We start from the raw sequence: 20,176 nt of genomic DNA on the forward strand, positions 1-20,176 counted from the left end.
GTCAGGACGCCTCTTGGGGATCGGGCGCGCCGGGGCGGCGCAGCGGGTTGAGGCGCTGGGTGCCGATCTTCTCGCGCAGTGCGGGGTCGGTGACGCCGAGCCCTTCCTCCGGGGCGAGGCACAGGACGCCGACCTTTCCGGTGTGCCGGTTGTTCTGGACCAGCCGGGCGGCCTCGCCGACGTCCGCCAGTGGGAAGACCTCGGACAGGACGGGTGAGAGGTGCCCGAGCTGGAAGAGCCGGTTGCACTCCGCCTGCTCCTGGAGGTTCGCGGCGTGACTGCCCACGATCTTCTTGAGGTTCATCCAGAGGTAGCGGTTGTCGAAGTGGTGGTCGTAGCCGGTGCTGGAGCCGCAGGTGACGACGGTTCCGCCCTTGCGCACGACGAACACCGAGATCCCGAACGTCGCCCTTCCGACGTGGTCGAACACGACGTGCGGGTCCTCGCCGACCTGCCGGCGGATCTCCCGTCCGAGGCGTTTGCCCAGCTCGATGGTCCGCTCGGGGGTGAGCGCGTCGTCGCCGCCCATGCCGATGTCGTTGCGGTTGATCACCACGTCGCAGCCCAGGCGGCGCAGCACCTCGGCTTTTTGTTCGGAGCCGACGACGCCGATGGCGATACCGCCGGCGTTCTTGACCATCTGCACCGCGAACGCGCCGAGACCGCCGGTGGCGCCCCAGACGAGGACGATGTCGCCCTGTTTGATCCGTGCGCCGTTGTCGCCGACCAGCATCCGGTAGGAGGTCGCCGCGGTCAGCAGGACGCCCGCCGACTCCTCCCAGGTCAGGTGTGCCGGCTTGGGCAGGAGCTGGCTGGCGCGGACCACCGAGTAGTGGGCGAGGCCGCCGAAGTTCGTCTCGTAGCCCCAGATCTTCTGCCCCGCCCCGAGCATGGCGTCGGCGTGTGTCGCCGGTTCCTGCTCGTCGACCTGGACGCAGCTGACGACGACGTGGTCGCCCGGCTTCCAGTGCCGTACCCCGGCCCCGACGCGTACGACGACGCCGGAGGCGTCCGAGCCGACCTGGTGGTAGGGCAGGTCGTGCCGGGCGGCCCAGCCGCCCTGGCGGGCGCCGCGCTTGAGGAACTCGAACGTGGGGACCGGCTCGAACGTCGCCGACCACACGGTGTTGTAGTTGATGGAGCTCGCCATGACGGCGACGACCACCTCGTCCGGCGCGATGTCCGGCATGGGGACCTGCCCGACGTGCAGCGACTTGCGGACGTCGTTGTCCGCCACGCCGTCGAACATGCCGAGGTCCGCGGCCAGGAGGTGCGCCGCCTCGTAGTGGGAGGGGAGTTCGTGTCGCCCGAGTTCGTCCGGGCCGGCCCCGGACAGCAGGGCCTGTGTCAAAGAATCCATGGCTTCCTTCGCCTTTGCCGTGCCGAACCGCTGCTGACCGGGCCGCGCGGTCTCAGAGGACCGCGCCCTCCTTCGTCCGCCTGCGCAGACTCGGCCTGCTGGACTGGCCGAGGTCCTTCCACATGTCCGACAGGCCGGTGATGGTGCGTGCCGCGAACAGGCGGCGGATGGACACCTCCTGCTTCAGCTCGGCCCGGATCAGGCCGACCAGCCGGATCGCGCGCAGCGAGTTGCCGCCGAGGTCGAAGAAGTCCTCGTCGATGCCGATCCGGTCCACTTCGAGGACCTCGGCGAACGCCTTGGCCAGGATCCGTTCGGTGTCGTTGCGCGGTGCGCGGTAGGTGTCGGGCTCGGTCTCGGGCTCGGGCAGTGCGGCCCGGTCGAGCCTGCCGCCCGCCGTCAGCGGCAGGCGTTCCAGCACGGTGAACAGTGCCGGGACGACGGACTCCGGGAGTCGTCCCGCGGCGAAGCGGCGCAGTTCGTCGCCCGCCGGGACGGCCGATCCGTTTGCCGGGACGACATAGGCCACCAGGCGCTGCTGCCCGGTGCTGTCCTGCTTGACGGCGACGACCGCGCGGGCGAGGGCGGGATGCTCGGCCAGCGCCTCCTCGACCTCGGCCGGCTCGACGCCGAGACCGCGTACGCCGGCCTGGGTGCCCGCGTCGGCCACGTGCTCGATCCGGCCGTCGGCGCCCCAGCGCACCCGGTCGCCGGTGCGGTACATGCGTGCGCCGGCCGGACCGAACGGGCAGGGCACGAAGCGTTCCGCGGTGCGTGCGGTCCGTCCGAGGTATCCGCGTGCCACACCGGACCCGGCCACGTACAGCTCGCCGGTGACGCCGGCGGGGACGGGCGCCAGGCCCGGGCCCAGGACGTAGAGGGCGGTGTTGTCGGCCGGGCGGCCGAGGGTGCCCGCGCGGTGCTGTGGTTCGTGGGCGGTCAGGCGGTCGGCCGCGGCGAACACGGTGGCTTCCGTGGGGCCGTGGCCGGTCACGACGGTCAGGTCGGGGCAGGCCTGGCGGACGCGGCGCAGTGCGGCCGCGGGGACGCGGTCGCCGCCGGTGAACACCTCGCGCAGCCCGGCCAGGGAGGCGGGGTCGTGGGCCGCGATCTGCGCGAACCGGTCGGCGGGCAGCCACACGGCGGGGATGCCGTGGGCCGTGGGCGCCTGGGTGAGTGCGTCGGTGCCGGGTTCCCCGGGGGGAGCGACGATCACGCGGCCGCCGTTCAGCAGGGGTGCCCACAGTTCGAGGGCGAGGGTGTCGGAGGTCGCCGGGGTGTGCCACAGCACGGCGGCGCGGGCGGTGTCGCGCCAGGTGCGGTCCAGGGCGAAGCGCGCCATGTTGCGGTGGGTGATGCCGACCGCGGCGGCGCCGGCCGTGGACGAGGCGGGTGTCACGGCCAGGAGGTTGTCCGGGTGCGGGAGCGGGGCGGCCGGTGCGGCCTCGGTGGTGGCGGTGCCGGTGAGGTCGGTGAGGACGAGCGCGGGGATCCGCAGGCCGGCGGAGAGTGCCTGGGCGGTCGCCGCGTCGGTGAGCAGGGCGTGTGCGGCGGCGTCGCCGGCCACGAGCTTGGCCTGTGCCGCGGGCGGTGCCGGGTCGAGGGGCAGGTAGGCTCCGCCGGCCTTGGCCACGCCGAGCAGGGCGACGGCCAGGTCCACCGACCTCTCCAGTGCCACCGCCACGACCGTGTCGGGGCCGACGCCGTGGCCGCGCAGGGCGTCGGCCAGGCGGCCGGAGCGCTCGTCGAGTTCCCGGTAGGAGAGGGTGAGGTCGCCGCTGATCAGCGCGACGGCGTCGGGGGCCGATGTCACCTGGCGGGCGAACAGCTGAGGAACGGTGAGTGCGGGAAGGGGTGCGTGCGTGTCGTTCGGTGCCGTCAGCACCCGCTCCCGCCCGGCGCCGGTGAGCGCGTCCAGCGCGCCGACGCTCTGTTCCCCGTCGGCCACCACGGCGCGGATGTGGGCGATCAGCTCTTCGCCGATGAAGCGCAGTTCGGCGCGGTGGTAGAGGCGTGCGGGGGCGTCGAGGCGGATGAACAGGTCGCTGTCGGCGCTGCCGTCGGTGTAGACGCCGATCGACAGTTCGTCGAAGGAGCCGGTGGTTCCGCCGAGGTAGCGCGCCAGGTGGTCGCCGAAGCGGAGCTGCTCGACGAACTCGACGACGTTCATGACGGCGCCGAAGCTGCCGCGGTCGCTCAGGGCGGTCCGGCTCGCGCGCTGGATGTCCGAGTAGTGGCAGGCGGTGTGGCCGGAGATCTCGTACGTCTCGTCGACGATCGCGTCGGCGAGGTCGGTGAAGGTCGCGTTCAGGGGGACCTTCACGCGTACGGGGACGACGTTCACCGCGAGGCCGGGTGTCCTGCTCGCGACGCCGGTCCGGTTGCCGACGGCGAGGGAGAGCAGGAACTCGGGGCGGTCGCAGCGGTGGCGGAAGAACACGGCTGCGGCGGTGGTCAGCATCGTGGACGTCCACACGCCCATGGATTTCGCCGCCTCGGTCCACGCGTCGGCCTCGGCGCGCGGGACGGTCAGGGTGCGGCTGACCATGCCGATGGGCTCGGTCAGTTCGCCCCAGCGGTCGGCGCTGCTCATCGGTTCGGCGAGCGCGGCGCGCGCGGGCTCGGACAGGGTGACGCGCGGGATCTGTGCGGGGGCGGGCGCGTCGGCGAGGTAGTCGCGCCAGAACCCGCTGTCCTCGGTGAACTCTTTCGAGGCGAGGTAGCCGGCCGCCTCGGCCGCGAACGACTCGGCGTCCCAGGGGTGCGGCGGAGCGGGGACCTGCTCGCCGCGTGACAGGGCCGTGTAGACCTCGGCGAGACGCTTGGAGAGCAGGCCGCCGGTGCCGAACCCGTCCGAGACGAGGTGGTGGTAGGCGATCACCACGAGCGAGCGGGCCGGTGCGAGGGTGATGACGCCCATCCGGAACAGCAGGTCCCGTGCGAGGTCGAACGGTTTGCGGATCAGGTCGGCCAGTGCGTCGCGCGCCGCCTGCTCGGGGTCGGCCTCGGCGGACAGGTCCAGGAGGAAGGGCCGCCAGTCCCCCAGTTCGCGCGGTGTCAGGCGCAGCCCGTCGCCGTCGTCGGCGAAGGTGACGCGCAGGACCTCGGCCTCGTCCAGCACGTGCAGGAACGCGGACTCCATGACGGCCGCGTCCAGTTCACCGTCCACGTCCCACATGGTCAGCGCATGGTTCAGCGTGTCGGCAGACATTTCCTCCGCCAGCCACAGTCCTTTATGCGCGGACGAAGCAGCGAATGCACGCACACGGATCAACCCCTTGGAGAACAGGTCCGGGAATCGGAGGAATTCGCAGATCACCCCACCTTCACGGAAGGTGAATCAGCCGGTCAAGACAACTTGGTACGGGGGCGGGACAAGCCGTTCACGGGCTTGCGGTGTCCCGCCGGCGGGACATTCCACCGGCGGGGCATTCCCCTGGCGGGACATTTTCCGCAGGGCGCGCCTGCGTCCCGGAGCGGGTGCAAGCGCGCCCCGAGCACGGTCGGTTCAGCCGGCCGACTTGGCCAGCGAGGACACGATGTGCCGGGCGATCAGCCGCGGGGAGGGGTGGCGCAGCACCACGTTCGGCCGCAGTTTCAGGCCGGTCGAGGCAGTCAGGCGTTTGCTCAGGTCCGCCGACAGCATCGAGTCGAAGCCGATCTTCGTGAACTCCCCGTCGGGATCGACCGATTCGCCGGAGGGATGCCCCAGCACGACGGCGACCCGCTCCAGGACATGGTCCAGGACGAGGGCCTGCGCGTCGTCGGGGACGAGCGCCACGATCCGCTCCGGCAGCGGAACCTGCCGGTCGTCGGCCACCTGCGGCGGCTCCTGCGGGGAGGCCTCTGCCACCACGGCCGAGGCGGGCGAGGAGCTCAGCCAGTACCGCTGCCGCTGGAAGGCGTAGGTCGGCAGATCGACCCTTCGGCGGGTGGCGAACAGGGCGGACCAGTCCACGCTCCCGCCCCGGACGTGGAGCGCGGCCAGCGAGGAGAGGACGGCCTCCACCTCGCCCCGGCCGCGCCGCGACGACGACAGCACCAGCGCGTCGTCCAGGTCCTCGGTCATCTCCTGCACGGGGACGGTCAGCACGGGGTGCGGGCTCATCTCGACGAACACCCGGAACCCGTCCGCGGCCAGCTGCCGTACGGACGATTCGAAGCGGACCTTCTCGCGCAGGTTGTTGTACCAATAGTCGGCGTCCAGCCGCGCGGTGTCGATGATTTCGCCGTACAGGGTCGAATAGAAAGGCAGTTCCGACGATTTCGGGCTCACGTCGGACAGCGCGCCGATCACCTCGTCCCGTACCCGGGTCACCTGGTGCGAATGCGAGGCGTAATCGACCTTGATGCGCTGGGCCTGGCAGCCGTCGGCCTTCATCTTCTCGATGAATTCGTCGAGCGCGTCCGGTTCCCCGGACACGACGACCGCGCGGGGTCCGTTGACCACGGCGACACTGATCCGCTCGCTCCACGGCGCCAGGTGCTGCTGCACCACCGCTTCGGACTCCGCGACGAACGCCATCCCGCCGTGTCCGATCAGCTCCACCAGGGCCTTGCTGCGCAGTGCCACGATCTTGGTGGCGTCCCGCAGGGACAGCGCGCCGCACACATGGGCGGCGGCGATCTCGCCCTGGCTGTGGCCCACCACCGCGGACGGCTGGACGCCCCAGGACCGCCACAGGGCGGCCATGGACACCATCACCGAGAACAGGGCCGGCTGCACCACGTCCACCCGGTCCAGGCCCGGCGCGCCCTGAACGCCTCGGATGACGTCGAGCAGCGACCAGTCGGTCCACTCGGCCAGTGCGGCCGCGCAGGCGTCCAGGCTCCGCGCGAAGACCGGGAAGGCGGCGTACAGCTCCCGTCCCATGCCGGCCCACTGGGAGCCCTGCCCGGGGAACATGAAGGCGACGCCGCCGAGGTCCCCGGCCGTGCCGCGGACCACCGCGGCGGACTCCGTGTCCTCGCTCAGCGCCGTCAGCGCGCCGAGGAGTTCGTCCTTGGTGCGGCCCAGCACCACCGCGCGGTGCTCGAACCGTGAGCGGCCCGATGCCAGCGACCAGCCGGCGCCGGCGAGGTCCAGGCCGGGGTCGGCGGCGGCGAAGTCGCGCAGCTTGGCCGCCTGCTGCCGCAGGGCCTTGGCGGTCTTGGCCGACACCGTCCACGGCACCAGGCCGCCGACGACACCCGCGTCCGCGCCTCGCCCGTCGTGCCGCTCCTGCTCCTGGTCCTGGTCCTGGGGCGGGGCCTGCTCCAGGACGATGTGCGCGTTGGTGCCGCTGACGCCGAACGAGGACACCCCGGCCCGGCGCGGACCGTCCGTCTTCGTCCACGCGCGTCCCTCGGTGAGGATCCGAACCGCGCCGGCGGACCAGTCCACGTGGTGCGAGGGTTCACTCACGTGCAGGGTCTTGGGCAGGTGGCCGTGGCGCAGGGCCATCACGGTCTTGATGACCCCGCCGACCCCGGCGGCGGCCTGGGCGTGCCCCAGGTTCGACTTCAGGGAGCCCAGCCACAGCGGCCTGTCCTGGTCGCGGCCCCGGCCGTAGGTGGCCAGCAGCGCGCCGGCCTCGATGGGGTCGCCGAGCACGGTTCCGGTGCCGTGGGCCTCGACGAGGTCCACCTCGGCGGGGGTGACGCCCGCGTTCGCCAGGGCCTTGCGCATCACCTTCTCCTGGGCGCGGCCGTTGGGGGCGGTCAGGCCGTTGCTGGCGCCGTCCTGGTTGACCGCGCTGCCGCGCACGACGGCCAGCACCGGGTGGTTGTTGCGCCGGGCGTCGGACAGCCGCTCCAGGAGCAGCACGCCCACGCCCTCGGCCCAGCCGGTCCCGTCGGCGCCGTCCGCGAAGGCCTTGCAGCGGCCGTCGGGCGAGAGGGCGGCCTGCCGGGAGAACTCCACGAACATCGCGGGCGTCGCCATCACCAGCGCCCCGCCGGCCAGCGCCAGGGAGCACTCCCCCGAGCGCAGGGACTGCACCGCCATGTGGAGGGCCACCAGCGAGGAGGAGCACGCCGTGTCCACCGACACCGCGGGCCCGGTCAGGCCGAGCTCGTAGGCGACGCGGCCGGAGGCGACGCTCAGGGCGCTGCCGTACAGCAGGTAGCCCTCCAGGTCCTTCTGGCCGCCCTCCAGGAAGCGCCATCCGTACTCGGAGGAGCTGACCCCGGAGAAGACGCCGACCTCGGAGCCGCGGATGTCGGCGGGGACGATGCCGGCCCGTTCGAAGGCCTCCCAGGAGGTCTCCAGCAGCAGGCGGTGGTGCGGGTCGACGGCCAGCGCCTCACGCGGGCTGGTGCCGAAGAAGTCGGCGTCCCAGCCGGCGACGTCGTCCAGGAACCCTCCCTGGTCGGTGTAGGCGTGGCCGGTGGCGTCGGGGTCCGGGTCGTACACGTCGCGCCACCCGCGGTCCTGCGGGAAGTCGCCGATGACGTCGCGGCCCTCGCGGACCACGTCCCACAGTTCCTCCGGTGTCGAGACGCCTCCCGGGTAGCGGCAGGCCATGGCCACCACGGCGATCGGCTCGCCGCGGCCGGCCTTGAGGGCGTCGTTCTCCTGCCGGAGGCGGTCGCGTTCCTCCAGGAGCGTGCGCAGTGCCCGCTGGACCCGGTCCGCGCCGTCCGCCGTGCGTTCCGCGGAGTCGGTCATGCCATTCACCTCTTGTCATCCAGGGCCAGGTCGACCAGTGCTTCGAGATCCAGGTCCGACAGTTCGTCCGTGCCGGTGCTCTCGTCCGCGGCCAGGGCGGCGCCGCCCGCGCCGGGGGTCTCGGCGCAGGCCAGGACCAGGTCGAGGACGCCCGCGCTGCGCAGGCTGTCGATGGAGACGGTCCGCAGCACTTCCCGGATCGCCGCGTCTTCGGTGGCCTCGGGGATGCCGGTGTCCGCCGGCGGGCGCAGCAGGTCGCTGATGTGGTCGCTCAGTTCGCGTGGTGTCGGGTAGCTGAAGACGATGGTGGACGGCAGTCGAAGACCGGTGGAGGCGTTCAGGCGGTTGCAGAGTTCGACGGCGATCAGGGAGTCGGAGCCGAGCCGGGTGAAGGCCTCGTCGACGTCGACGCTCGCGCCGGAGGTGTGTCCGAAGACGACGGCGACCTGTTCGCGGACCCATTCCAGGACCGTTGCCCGTGCCTGGTCGCCCGGCAGGCCGGCCAGCCGGGCGGGCAGGTGGGCCGGGCCGCTCTCCTGGCTGGTGCCGGTGCCGGTCCTGGTGCGGCGCGGGCGACCGTTCTCGACGAGGTCGCGCAGCAGCGGCGGTACCTCCTCGGCGTTCTTGCCGCGCAGTACGGGGAGGTCCAGGTGGGCCGGGACGAGGGCCGGCTTGCCGTCGGCGCGGGCCGTGTCGAACAGGGCCAGGGCCTCGGGGGTCGGCATGGCGGTGATGCCGGTGCGGCGCAGCCGGGCGAGGTCGGCGGCGTCGAGCTCGCCGGTCATGCCGCTGCTGTGCTCCCACCAGCCCCAGGCCAGTGAGGTGCCGGGCAGGCCGGAGGCCTTGCGCCGGGCCGCGAGGCCGTCCAGGAAGGCGTTGGCGGCGGCGTAGTTGGCCTGTCCCGCGTTGCCGAGCGTGCCCGCGAGGGCGGAGAACGCGATGAACGCCGACAGGGGGTGCTCGCGGGTCAGCTCGTCGAGGTTGATCGCGCCGCCGGCCTTGGCGCGCAGCACGTCATCGACGCTCTGTGCGGTCAGTGACTCGACGGTGCCGTCGGCGAGGGCTCCCGCCGCGTGCACGACCGCGGTCAGCGGGTAGCGGCCGGGCAGGCGCGTGAGCAGGTCCGCGACGGCGGTCCGGTCCGCGATGTCCAGGGCCGCGACCTGTACGGCCGCTCCGGCGCCTTCGAGGTCGGCGACCAGTTCGGCGACGCCGTCGGCGGCGGGGCCGCTGCGGCTGGCCAGGAGCAGGCTCCGTACGCCGTGTTCGGCGACGAGGTGGCGGGCCAGGAGCGAGCCCACTCCCCCGGTGCCGCCGGTGAGCAGCACGGTGCCGCCGCCGAGGCCGTCGCCCACTTCCAGGACCAGTTTGCCGATGTGGCGGCCCTGGCTCATCTCGCGGAACACCTGGCGTGCGTCGTGGATGTCGCGCAGGGAGAGCGGGGGCAGGTCTATGTGCCCGTCGGCGAACAGGTCCAGGACGGTCCGGAACATCTCCTGGATCGCCTCGGGGCCCGTCTCGTAGAGGTCGAAGGGCCGGTAGTCGACTCCGGGGTGGGCGGCCGTGATCTGCCGGGGGTCGCGGATGTCGGTCTTGCCCATCTCGACGAAGTGCCCGCCGTGCGGGAGCAGGGTCAGTGAGGCGTCGACGAAGGTGTGGGCGAGGGAGTTGAGGACGACGTCCACGCCGCGGCCGCCGGAGGTGCGGTGGAACTTCTCGGCGAAGTCCAGGTCGCGGGAGGATGCCAGGTGGCTCTCGTCCACTCCGAGGGCGCGCAGGGCGGGCCATTTGGCGGGGGCGGCGGTGGCGTAGATCTCGGCGCCTGCGTGGCGGGCCAGCTGGACGGCGGCCATGCCGACGCCGCCGGCCGCGGCGTGGATGAGGACGCGCTGTCCCTTCTGGAGGTTCGCCACGCGGAAGAGGCCGTGGTAGGCGGTGAGGAAGGTGCACGGCACGGATGCGGCCTGGGCGAAGCTCCAGCCGTCGGGGACGGGCGCGAGCATGCGGTGGTCGGCCACGGCGGTGCGGCCGAAGGCCCCGCCGAAGATGCCCGTCACGCGGTCGCCGGGCGTGAACTCGGTGACGTCGTCGGCGACTTCGAGGACGGTGCCGGCGCCCTCGCTGCCGAGTCCGGCGTCGATGGCGGTGCGGTCCACCAGGCCCAGGGCGATGGTGACGTCGCGGAAGTTGAGGCCGGCGGCCTTCACGGCGATGCGGACCTGGCCCTGTGCCAGGGGTGCTTCCGCCTCGGGGCAGGGGATCCAGGTCAGGTTCTCCAGCGTGCCCCTGGTCTCGATGCCCAGACGGTGGGCTCCGGCCGGCGCGGGTTCGATGCGGTGGCCGGCGGGCTCGGCCGCTGCCAGCCGCGGGATCAGCAAGGTCCCCTCGCGCAGGGCCAGTTGGTCCTCGTCCAGGGCGAGTACGTCGGGCAGGCGGGCCCAGGAGGTGTCCGCGTCGTCGATGTCCACCAGCCGGAATCTGCCGGGGTGTTCGGTGAGGGCGGAGCGGATCAGGCCCCATACGGACGCGCCGGGCAGGCTTTCGAGGCGCTCGCCGTTTTGGGTGTCCAGGGCCAGGCGGGTGAGGACCACCAGGGTGGAGGCGGCGAGGGCTTGTTCGCCGAGGAAGCGCTGGACCTGTTCCAGGACCCGCTTGTTCGCGTCGGCGACGGTGTCGAGCAGTCCGGGGCCGTGGGTGAGGACGTCGTCCAGGGCCAGGACGACGTGGCGGGGTGCCTCCCCGGCGAGGACCTCGTCCACCGACGCGTGGAAGGCGGGACGGCGCTCGCTCGTGCCGGTGAGCCGGGCGGCGAGAGCGCCGGGTGTGCCCAGGAGGGCCCATCGTTCTTGGTGGGTCTCGCGCCTGCTGTCCTTGAGCGGGCGCCACCGCAGTTCGTACAGCGGCCGTTCCTGTCCGCCGGGTGCGGAGCGGACCTGTCCGGCGTTGGCGGGGCGGAAGGCCAGTGCCGCGACGGAGGCGACCGGGCGGCCGTGCTCGTCGGCGATCGCCAGCGACACGGTGTCCTCGCCGGCCGGGGACAGGCGGACCCTGACGGTCGGTGTGCAGGGCCCGGTCAGGTCCACGCCTGACCAGGCGAAGGGCATGCGGCCCTGTTCGCCGGTGACCTCGATGACGCCGCCGGCGACGGACGCGTGCAGGACGGTGTCGAGCAGGGCCGGGTGCAGGGCGAAGGCGCCGCCGGCCGTGGGGTCGGCGGTGTCGGGGAGGGTGGCGAGGGCGTAGAGGTCCTCGCCGTGCCGCCAGACCTCCCGCAGGCCGCGGAACAGGGGGCCGTAGTCGAATCCCGCGTCCGTGAACCGGTCGTAGAGGTTGCTGATGTCGAGCTGCCTGGCCCCGGCCGGTGGCCATGCGGTGAGCTGCGCCGTGGCCGCGGGTGCGGTGCCCGGTGCCAGGTTCCCGCTCGCGTGGCGGGTCCAGCCGCCTTGGTCCGGGGTGTCCTGGCCGGGTTGCGCGTACACGTCCAGGGAGCGGCGTCCGCTGTCGTCGGCCGCGCCGAGGACGACGCGTATGCGCACGTCGCCGGAGTCGGGCAGGATCAGGGGGACGGCCAGGGTGAGTTCCTCGACGGTGCCGCATCCGACGTGGCCGCCGGCCGACAGTGCCAGGTCCAGGTAGGCCGTCGCGGGGACGACGACGGCGCCGAACACGGTGTGGTCGCCCAGCCAGCCGTGGGTGCGCTGGGACCACAGGTCGGTGAAGACCCTCTCGCCGGTGCCGGGGTGCTCCACCACGGCGCCGAGCAGGGGGTGTCCGGGGGCCAGGAGGCCAGCGGAGGTGACGTCGGTGGTCTGCGTTCCGGCGAGGAAGTCCAGCCAGTAGCGCTGCCGTTGGAAGGCGTAGGTCGGCAGGTCCACCCTGCGGCGCGGGCCGAACAGGGCGCCGAAGTCCACCGGGGCACCGGCGACGTGCAGGTGGGCCAGTGCGCCGAGCAGTGCCTGCGGGGCGGTGCGGTCGCGCCGCGACGCCGGTACGACCAGTACGTCGTGCACGCCCTCGCCGGCGAGGGCCTCCTTGGTGATGCTCGTGAGCGTCGCTCCCGGTCCCACCTCCACGAAGGCGCCCGCGCCGGCGGCGCGGGCGCACTGCACCGCGTCCCAGAAGCGCACGGGGTCGCGGACGTGGTCGACCCAGTAGCGGGCGGACGTCAGTTCCTGGAGCGTGGCCTCGCGGCCCAGCCGGGTGGAGACGATGGGGATCGTCATCTCGCCGGGGAGGAGTTCGCCGAGCGCCGCCGCGAACTCGTCGAGGACCGGGTCCATCAGCGGGGAGTGGAAGGCGTGGTCGACCGGGAGGAGTTTCGCCGAGACGCCGTCGGCGGCGAGCCGGTCGCGCAGGGCGTGGACCTGCTCGCGCAGGCCGGAGACGACCACGGACTCGGGGCCGTTGACCGCGGCGACGCCGACGCGGTCGTAGGCGTCCAGGAGGGTGTTCACGTGTGGGTGAGGCGCGGACGGCGAGCATGGCGCCGGGTTCGGTGACGGTCTGCATGGTGCGTCCGCGGGCGGCGACGAGCCGGGTCGCGGTGTCCAGGTCGAGGACGCCGGAGACATGGGCGGCGGCGATCTCGCCGACGGAGTGGCCGATGAGCCGGGCGGGCCGCGGGGCGTACCGGGCCAGGAGCCGGTAGAGGCTGACCTGGAGGGTGAACAGGGCGGGCTGGGCGATGTCCGTGCGTTCGCGGCCGGCGGGCTCGTCGGCCAGCAGTACGGGTTTGAGCTGGTAGGGCAGGTGAGCGTCGAAGCGCGCGCAGATCTCGTCGAGGCTCTGCGCGAAGGCGGGGTAGGTGTCGTACAGCTGCCTTGCGGTGCCTGCCCACGGGGAGCCCTGTCCGGGGAACAGGTAGACCGGGCTGCCGGGTTCGCCGGCCGTGCCGCGCACGAGGGCGGCCGAGTCCTTGCCCTGGCTCAGTGCGTCGAGCGCGCTCAGCAGTTCGTCCCGGTCGTGGCCGAGGACCACCGCGCGGTGCTCGAAGCGGGTGCGGCTCGACACCAGCGACCAGCCGGCGTCCAGGAGGTCCAGGTCCGCGTCGGCGGCGGCGAAGTCGCGCAGCCGCGCGGCCTGTTCGCGCAGGGCCTGCTCGGAGCGCGCCGACAGCACCCAGGGCACCGGGTCGCTCGTGCAGTGGGGCAGGGGGTCCTGGTCGTCCTCTTCCTCCTCGGGCGCCTGCTCCAGGATCACGTGCGCGTTGGTGCCGCTGGCCCCGAACGCGGAGACGCCCGCCCGCCGGGGCCGGCCGTCCGCCGTGGTCCACCGGCGGGCCTCGGTCAGCAGCTCCACGGCTCCGGCCGACCAGTCGATGTGTGTCGAGGGGCGGTCGACGTGCAGCGTCCGGGGCAGCAGCCCGTGCCGCATCGCCATGATCATCTTGATGATGCCGCCGACGCCGGCGGCGGCCTGGGTGTGCCCGATGTTCGACTTCAGCGACCCCAGCCACAGCGGGTCCTGGGCATCGCGGTCCTGGCCGTAGGTGGCGAGCAGGGCGCCCGCCTCGATGGGGTCGCCGAGCGTGGTGCCGGTGCCGTGCGCCTCGATCGCGTCGATGTCGCCGGCCTGGAGCCGGGCGTTGGCCAGCGCGGCCCGGATGACGCGCTGCTGCGCGGGACCGCTGGGCGCGGTCAGGCCGTTGGACGCACCGTCCTGGTTGATGGCCGAGCCGCGGATCACCGCCCAGATCCGGTGCCCGTTGCGGCGCGCGTCGCAGAGCCGCTCCAGGGCGAGCATGCCGACGCCCTCGGAGAAGCCGGTGCCGTCCGCCGCGTCCGCGAACGCCTTGCACCGGCCGTCCACCGACAGGCCCCGCTGCCTGGACATCTCCCGGAACACCTGAGGCATCCCGACGACGGTGACCCCGCCGGCCAGGGCCAGTGTGCACTCGCCCTGCCGCAGCGACTGCACCGCCTGGTGCACCGCGACCAGCGAGGACGAGCACGCGGTGTCCGTGGAGATGGCCGGGCCCTCCAGGCCCAGCGCGTACGACACCCGCCCGGACGCCACGCTCAGCAGGGAACCGAGCTGCGCGTAGCCCGAGATGGCTTCCGGGGTGGCGAAGTGGTTGCCGTAGCCGAAGTAGGCGAGTCCGGCGAACACTCCGGTGTCGCTGCCGCGCAGGGACTCGGGGTCGATGCCGGCCCGCTCCACGCACTCCCACGATGCTTCCAGCAGCAGGCGCTGCTGCGGGTCGGCGGACAGGGCCTCGCGCGGGTTGATCCCGAAGAAGTCGGCGTCGAAGTCACCGGCGTCGTGGAGGAATCCGCCCTTGCGGGTGTAGCAGGTGCCGGGGTGGTCCGGGTCCGGGTCGTAGAAGTTCTCCAGGTCCCAGTTGCGGTCGTCGGGGAAGTCGTCCACGACGTCCGCGCCCTGTCGCACCAGCTCCCACAGTTCCTCGGGGGACGCCACCCCGCCCGGGTAGCGGCAGGCGACGCCCACGATCGCGATGGGTTCGGCGGCGGCGTCCGTCAGCTCCTGAAGGCGCCTGCGCGTCTCGATCAGCTCGATCGACGTCCGTTTGAGGTAGTCGAGAACCTCGGCGTTGTTGTCGTTTGTCATCGCTTTCCCCTAGCCGAGCTCTTTGTCCAGCAGCGCGAGGAGTTCTCCCGCCGAGGCCGCACCGATCTGGTCGACGATGGCGAGCGGTGACCCGTCGTCGCCCGCCATCGAACGGACTCGGCCCTGCAGCTCGCCGAGCAGAGTGGAAATCGTGGCCCGGTCCTGCTCCGCGAGCGTGCGGAACGCGTCCTCGAGCCGGGCGCCCAGGTGCTCGATCTCCTGGGCCAGGTGATCGGCCGGGGACTGCTGCCCGGCGCCGGGGTCCGGGGTGATGCGTGTGCCCAGGAAGTGGGCGACGGCGGTGGGGGTCGGGTGGTCGAACACGAGGGTGGCGGGCAGCTTCAGGCCGGTCACCGCCGCCAGCTTGTTGCGCAGCTCCAGTGCCGTGAGCGAATCGATCCCCAGCGTCTTGAACGTCACCGCGGGAGCGACCCGCCCGGTGTCGGCGTGACCGAGGACGAGCGCGGTCTGCGTCCGTACGGCGTCCAGCAGGAGGGTCTGTGCCTCGTCTGCCGGCAGCGACCTCAGTTGCTGTTCGAGGGGCACGTCGGTGGTCTCCGGGCCCGCGGATCCGCCGGGTCCGGTGGAGGTCCGGGCGAGGGTGCGCAGCAGCGGGGAGGCCGTCTGCGCGCTGCCGCTCGCCTGCAGGTTCAGCAGTGCCGGCACGAGTACCGGTGCGTCGGCCGCCAGGGCTGCGTCGAAGAGCGCGAGTCCCTCCTGCGAGGACAGCGGGCGCACGCCGCGGCGCTGCAGGCGCCGGACGTCGGCTTCGCTGATGTCGGCGCTCATGTCGCTGCGTTCGGCCCAGAAGCCCCAGCACAGTGCGCCGGCGGCCAGTTCGCGGCTGCGGCGGGCCTCGGCGAGGCCGTCGAGGAAGGCGTTGGCCGCCGCGTAGTTGGCCTGTCCGGGTGTGCCGAGCACGCCGGCGATCGAGGAGAACAGCACGAACGCGGACAGGTCCAGGTGCTCGGTCAGTTCGTGCAGGTGCCAGGCGCCGCGCACCTTCGGCGCGAGGACCGCATCGAGGCGGTCCTCGGTCAGGGTCTGGACGACGCCGTCGTCCAGGACGCCGGCGCAGTGGATCACCGCCGTCAGCGGGTGCTCGGTGGGCACGGCGGCGATCAGTTCGGCGACGGCGTCGCGGCTGGTGACGTCGCAGGCCGCGATCTGGACGTGGGCGCCGGCCGCGGTCAGTTCCTCGCTCAGGGCCGCCGCCGCGGGGGCCGCCGGGCCGCGCCTGCTGGTCAGCACCAGCCGGCGCACGCCGTGCCGCTCGACCAGGTGCCGGGCCAGGATCGCGCCGAGGCCGCTGGTGCCGCCGGTGATCAGCACCGTACCGGAGCCGAGCGGAGCCGCTCGTGGTGCTGCGTCGCGGGGTGCGGGGGCCGCGTGGGCCAGGTGGGGGGTGCTCGCGTGGCCGGCCCGGATCTTGAGCTGGGCTTCGCCGGTGGCGGCGGCCGCCGCCACCAGGGCGAAGGACTCGGGCCGGCCGTCGGTGTCCACGAGCGTGAAGCGCTGCGGGTTCTCGGTCTGCGCGGTGCGTACGAAGCCCCAGACGGCGGCCGCCGCGGGATCGGGGTGGGCGACGTGGTCGTCGTGGAAGGCGTCTTGTGTCACGAGGACCAGGCGGGAGGCGGAGAACCGTTCGTCGGCGAGCCAGTCCTTGGTCCAGCGCAGTACCCGGTGCAGGCGCTGTTCGGCCAGGGCGGGGGTGTCTCCGCCGGCGGTGCCGTCATCGTCGAGGCGGGCGATGACGAGGGGGGGTATCTCCGCGCCGGACGCGGCGAGTTCGGCGGGGCCGGTGAAGGCGGGCCCGTCCGTTGCCTGCGTGCCGGGGGCGGCTCCCAGCACCGGGTACCGGTCCGCCGGCTGCCCGGGGGGAACGGCGAGGGGGGCCCAGTCCACCTGGAACAGCGCGTCCTGGTGGTCGAAGCTCAGCGCGGTCAGCTCCTCGGCGTCCACCGGGCGCAGGCTCAGCGAGGCGACGGAGCCGAGCGGTGTCCCGCTGCCGTCCGCGAGGGTCACGGACAGCGTGTTCTCCCCCGCGGGGGAGAGCCGCACGCGCAGGGTGGCGGGCCGGCCGGCGTCGAGGCGCAGTCCGGTGCAGTGGAAGGGCAGTCGGCCCTCGGGCCGGGAGGTGTCGGTGAAGGGGTCCAGGCCGGCCGGGAGCAGCGCGGCGGTCAGCAGTGCCGGGTGGATGCGGAAGCGGCCCTGCTCCGCGCCGTCGGCCGCGGGCAGTTCGACCTCGGCGAACAGGGTGTCGCCCGTGCGCCACACCGCGCGGGTGCCGCGCAGCAGGGGGCCGAAGCCGAGGGCGGCCAGCCTGGTGTATGCGTCGTCGAAGGGGACGGCGGTCGCGCCCGGGGGCGGCCATGCGGTGAGGCTCTCCTGGGCGGGTGCGGTGCCGGATCCGAGGGTCCCGGTGGCGTTGCGGGTCCACGTGTTCTCGCCGTCGGCGCGTGAGTGCACGCCGATGGCGCCCTTGCCGTCGACGACGACGCGGATCTCGCGTTCGGCCGTGCGGGAGAGCACCAGCGGGGTGTGCAGGGTGAGTTCGTCGACGGTGTCGCGGCCCGTGCGGTGCGCCGCCCACACGGCCAGTTCCGCCAGTGCGGCCCAGGGCACCAGGACGGCGCCGTGGACGAGGTGGTCGGCGAGCCAGGGGTGGCGCTCCAGTGACAGGCGTCCGCTGCCCGCCACTGCCCCGCGGCCGGTGTCGTCGGGCAGGTCGATCACGGCGTCGAGCAGCGGGTGGTCGCAGGTGCTCGCGGCGGTGGTCTCGGCGGGGGTGTTCAGCCAGTAGCGCCGGCGCTGGAAGGCGTACGTGGGCAGTTCGGTCCCCGGGCCGTCCGCGCCGTCGAAGGCCGTCTCCCACGACACGGCGAGGCCAAGGACGAAGGCTTCGGCGGCCGACCGGTAGAGCCGGGCGAGGCCGCCCTCGTCGCGGCGCAGCGAGCCCACCACGAACCCGGTGGCGCCGGGGGTGGTGTCGAACATCTCCTGAATGGTCATCACGAGCAGCGGGTGCGGGCTGAGTTCGATGACGGCGCTGTTGCGTTCCCGCTCGACCAGGCGGCCCATGGCGGTGGCGAACTGCACCGGTCGGCGCAGGTTCTGGTACCAGTAGCCGGTGTCGAGCCGGAGGGGGTCGATGAGGTCGCCGGTGACGGTGGAGTAGATCGCCACCGGTGTGGTCCTGGGGGTGACGGTGCCCAGTTCCTGCTGGAGGCGGCCGTCGAAGCGGTCCATGAGCGGTGAGTGGCCGGGGACGCTGGACTTGATCAGCCGGGCGCGGACGCCGTCGGCCTGGCAGGCGGCGACCAGTTTCTCGACCGCCTCGCTCTCGCCGGAGACCGTCGTGGAGCTCGGTCCGTTCACGGCGGCGATGCCGATGCGGGACTCCTGGCCCGCGAGGAGTTCGTGCACGCGCTCCTGGGGCAGCAGGATGCCGGCCATGCTGCCCTGTCCGGTGACGGTGGCCAGGAGGCGGGAGCGCAGGGCGACGATCTTGGCGGCGTCCTGCAGGGTCAGGGCGCCGGCGACATGGGCGGCGGCGATCTCGCCCTGGGAGTGGCCGATGACCACGTCGGGGCTCACCCCCAGCGAGCGCCACACCTGCGCGAGCGCGACCATCACCGCGAAGAGCACCGGCTGGACGACGTCGATGTCCTCCAGGTCCGCCGAGTCCGGTCCGCCGCACACGGTGTCGATCAGTGACCAGGACACCCATGGCTCCAGCGCCTTGGCGCAGGCGCGCAGTTCGTCGGCGAAGACCGGGGAGGTCTCCATGAGTTCGCGGCCCATCGCGATCCACTGGGCGCCCTGGCCGGGGAAGACGAAGACCGTCTTGCCGACCGGCCTCGCCACCGCGGACACCGCGCCGCAGGCGGGCTCCTCCCCCGCGGCGACGGCGGCGAGGCGGGCGAGGAGTTCGTCCCGGCCGGCGCCGATGACGACCTGGCGGTGCTCGAACAGCGACCGGGTCGTCACCAGCGCCTGTCCCACGCCCGCGGCCGTCGCGCCGGCGTCCGCGGCGACGCTGTCGCGCAGCCGCGCCGCCTGCGCGCGCAGCGCCTGCTCCGACCGCGCCGACAGCACCCACGGCACCGCCTGCGGCGCGCCGGTGGCGGGCCGTGCGGCGTCATCTGCCGGAGTCGGGGGCAACTCGGCTTCGGTGGGGGCCTGTTCGAGGATCAGGTGGGCGTTGGTGCCGCTGATGCCGAAGGACGAGATGCCCGCGCGCCGGGGCCGGTCCTTTGCCGTGGTCCATTCCCGGGCCTCGGTCAGCAGCTCCACCGCGCCCTGCGACCAGTCGACGTGTGTCGAGGGGCGGTCCACGTGCAGCGTCCGGGGCAGCAGCCCGTGCCGCATCGCCATGATCATCTTGATGGTGCCGCCGATGCCGGCGGCCGCCTGGGTGTGTCCGATGTTCGACTTCAACGACCCCAGCCACAAAGGCTGTCGGGCGTCACGGTCCTGGCCGTAGGTGGCCAGCAGGGCTTCTGCCTCCATGGGGTCGCCGAGCCGGGTGCCGGTGCCGTGCGCCTCCACCGCGTCCACGTCGCCGGACGACAGCCCGGCATCGGCCAGGGCGGCCCGGATGACCCGCCGCTGGGCCAGTGTGTTCGGTGCGGTCAGGCCGTTGGACGCGCCGTCCTGGTTGATCGCCGAGCCGCGGATCACCGCCCAGATCCGGCGGCCGTTGCGGCGCGCGTCGCAGAGCCGCTCCAGGACCAGGACGCCCGCGCCCTCGGAGAAGCCGGTGCCGTCGGCCGCGTCGGCGAACGCCTTGCACCGGCCGTCCGCCGACAGGCCCCGCTGCCGGGCGAGTTCCACGAACATCCCCGGGGTCGGCAGCGTCGAGACCCCGCCGGCCAGCGCCAGCGTGCACTCCCCCGAGCGCAGGGACCGTACGGCCTGGTGGACGGCGACGAGCGAGGCGGAGCAGGCGGTGTCGGTCGACACCGCCGGGCCCTGGAGGCCCAGCACGTAGGCCACGCGGCCCGAGGCCACGCTGAGGTAGGTGCCGGTGATCTGGAAGCCCTCCACCTCGCCGGCCGCGCCGCCGCCGATCCTGGGGCCGTAGTCGACGCCGTAGAGGCCGGTGAACACGCCGGTCGCCGAGCCCCGCAGCGCCGCCGGGTCGATGCCCGCCCGCTCCAGGGCCTCCCACGAGGTCTCCAGCATCAGCCGCTGCTGGGGGTCCATCGCCAGCGCCTCGCGCGGGCTGATGCCGAAGAACTCCGCGTCGAAGTCCGCGAGTCGGGGCAGGAAGCCGCCGGTGCGGGTGTACGTCCTGCCGTGCGCCTGGGGGTCGGGGTCGTAGAGGGCCTCCAGGTCCCAGCCGCGGTCCTGGGGGAAGTCGCCCATGGCGTCCACTTCGCCGGAGACGACTCCCCACAGTTCCTCGGGGGAGGTCACCCCGCCCGGGAAGCGACACCCCACACCCACGACGGCGATGGGCTCGCGCGCGGACTCCTCCAGCTCGCGCACCCGCTCGCGCAGTTCCTGCGCGTCACCGACGGCACGTCGCAAGTAGGAGCGGAGTTTGTCGACTTCCTCCACCAGGGGCCTCCCTCAACGGTTGATTGGAAGAACGG

4 protein-coding genes and 2 pseudogenes are annotated in these 20,176 nt (G+C 73.2%); all 6 read right to left on the reverse strand.

The features are described from left to right. Position 1 precedes the first annotated feature (1 nt). Positions 2-1,360: a crotonyl-CoA carboxylase/reductase gene (ccrA, locus tag OG780_RS00730; RefSeq protein ID WP_328443580.1), complete on the reverse strand. Its 1,359-nt coding sequence runs from the start codon at positions 1,358-1,360 to the stop codon at positions 2-4. Positions 1,361-1,412: 52 nt separating this feature from the next. Next, complete coding sequence (locus OG780_RS00735) at positions 1,413-4,679, reverse strand: non-ribosomal peptide synthetase (RefSeq protein ID WP_328443582.1); 3,267 nt, start codon at positions 4,677-4,679, stop codon at positions 1,413-1,415. A gap of 189 nt (positions 4,680-4,868) precedes the next feature. Beyond that, positions 4,869-8,009, reverse strand: a complete 3,141-nt coding sequence (locus OG780_RS00740) for a type I polyketide synthase (RefSeq protein ID WP_328443584.1) — start codon at positions 8,007-8,009, stop codon at positions 4,869-4,871. A 5-nt stretch (positions 8,010-8,014) separates the two neighbouring features. Continuing rightward, positions 8,015-9,403 carry a type I polyketide synthase gene (locus OG780_RS44470; protein ID WP_443062288.1) on the reverse strand — a complete coding sequence of 463 codons (1,389 nt, stop codon included), beginning with the start codon at positions 9,401-9,403 and terminating at the stop codon, positions 8,015-8,017. Positions 9,404-9,427: 24 nt separating this feature from the next. Next, positions 9,428-14,525 (reverse strand): annotated as a pseudogene (locus OG780_RS44475) (beta-ketoacyl synthase N-terminal-like domain-containing protein); the annotation flags it as partial. A gap of 60 nt (positions 14,526-14,585) precedes the next feature. After that, positions 14,586-20,117: pseudogene (locus tag OG780_RS00755) on the reverse strand (SDR family NAD(P)-dependent oxidoreductase); the annotation flags it as partial. Positions 20,118-20,176 lie beyond the last annotated feature (59 nt).

It is taken from the genome of Streptomyces sp. NBC_00386 (genome assembly GCF_036063235.1).
GTDB lineage: Bacteria > Actinomycetota > Actinomycetes > Streptomycetales > Streptomycetaceae > Streptomyces.

Coding starts and splice junctions, on each gene's coding strand:
- ccrA (WP_328443580.1), bottom strand. CDS start 1,360: ATGGATTCTTTGACACAGGCCCTGCTGTCCGGGGCCGGCCCGGACGAA.
- OG780_RS00740 (WP_328443584.1), bottom strand. CDS start 8,009: ATGACCGACTCCGCGGAACGCACGGCGGACGGCGCGGACCGGGTCCAG.
- OG780_RS44470 (WP_443062288.1), bottom strand. CDS start 9,403: ATGAGCCAGGGCCGCCACATCGGCAAACTGGTCCTGGAAGTGGGCGAC.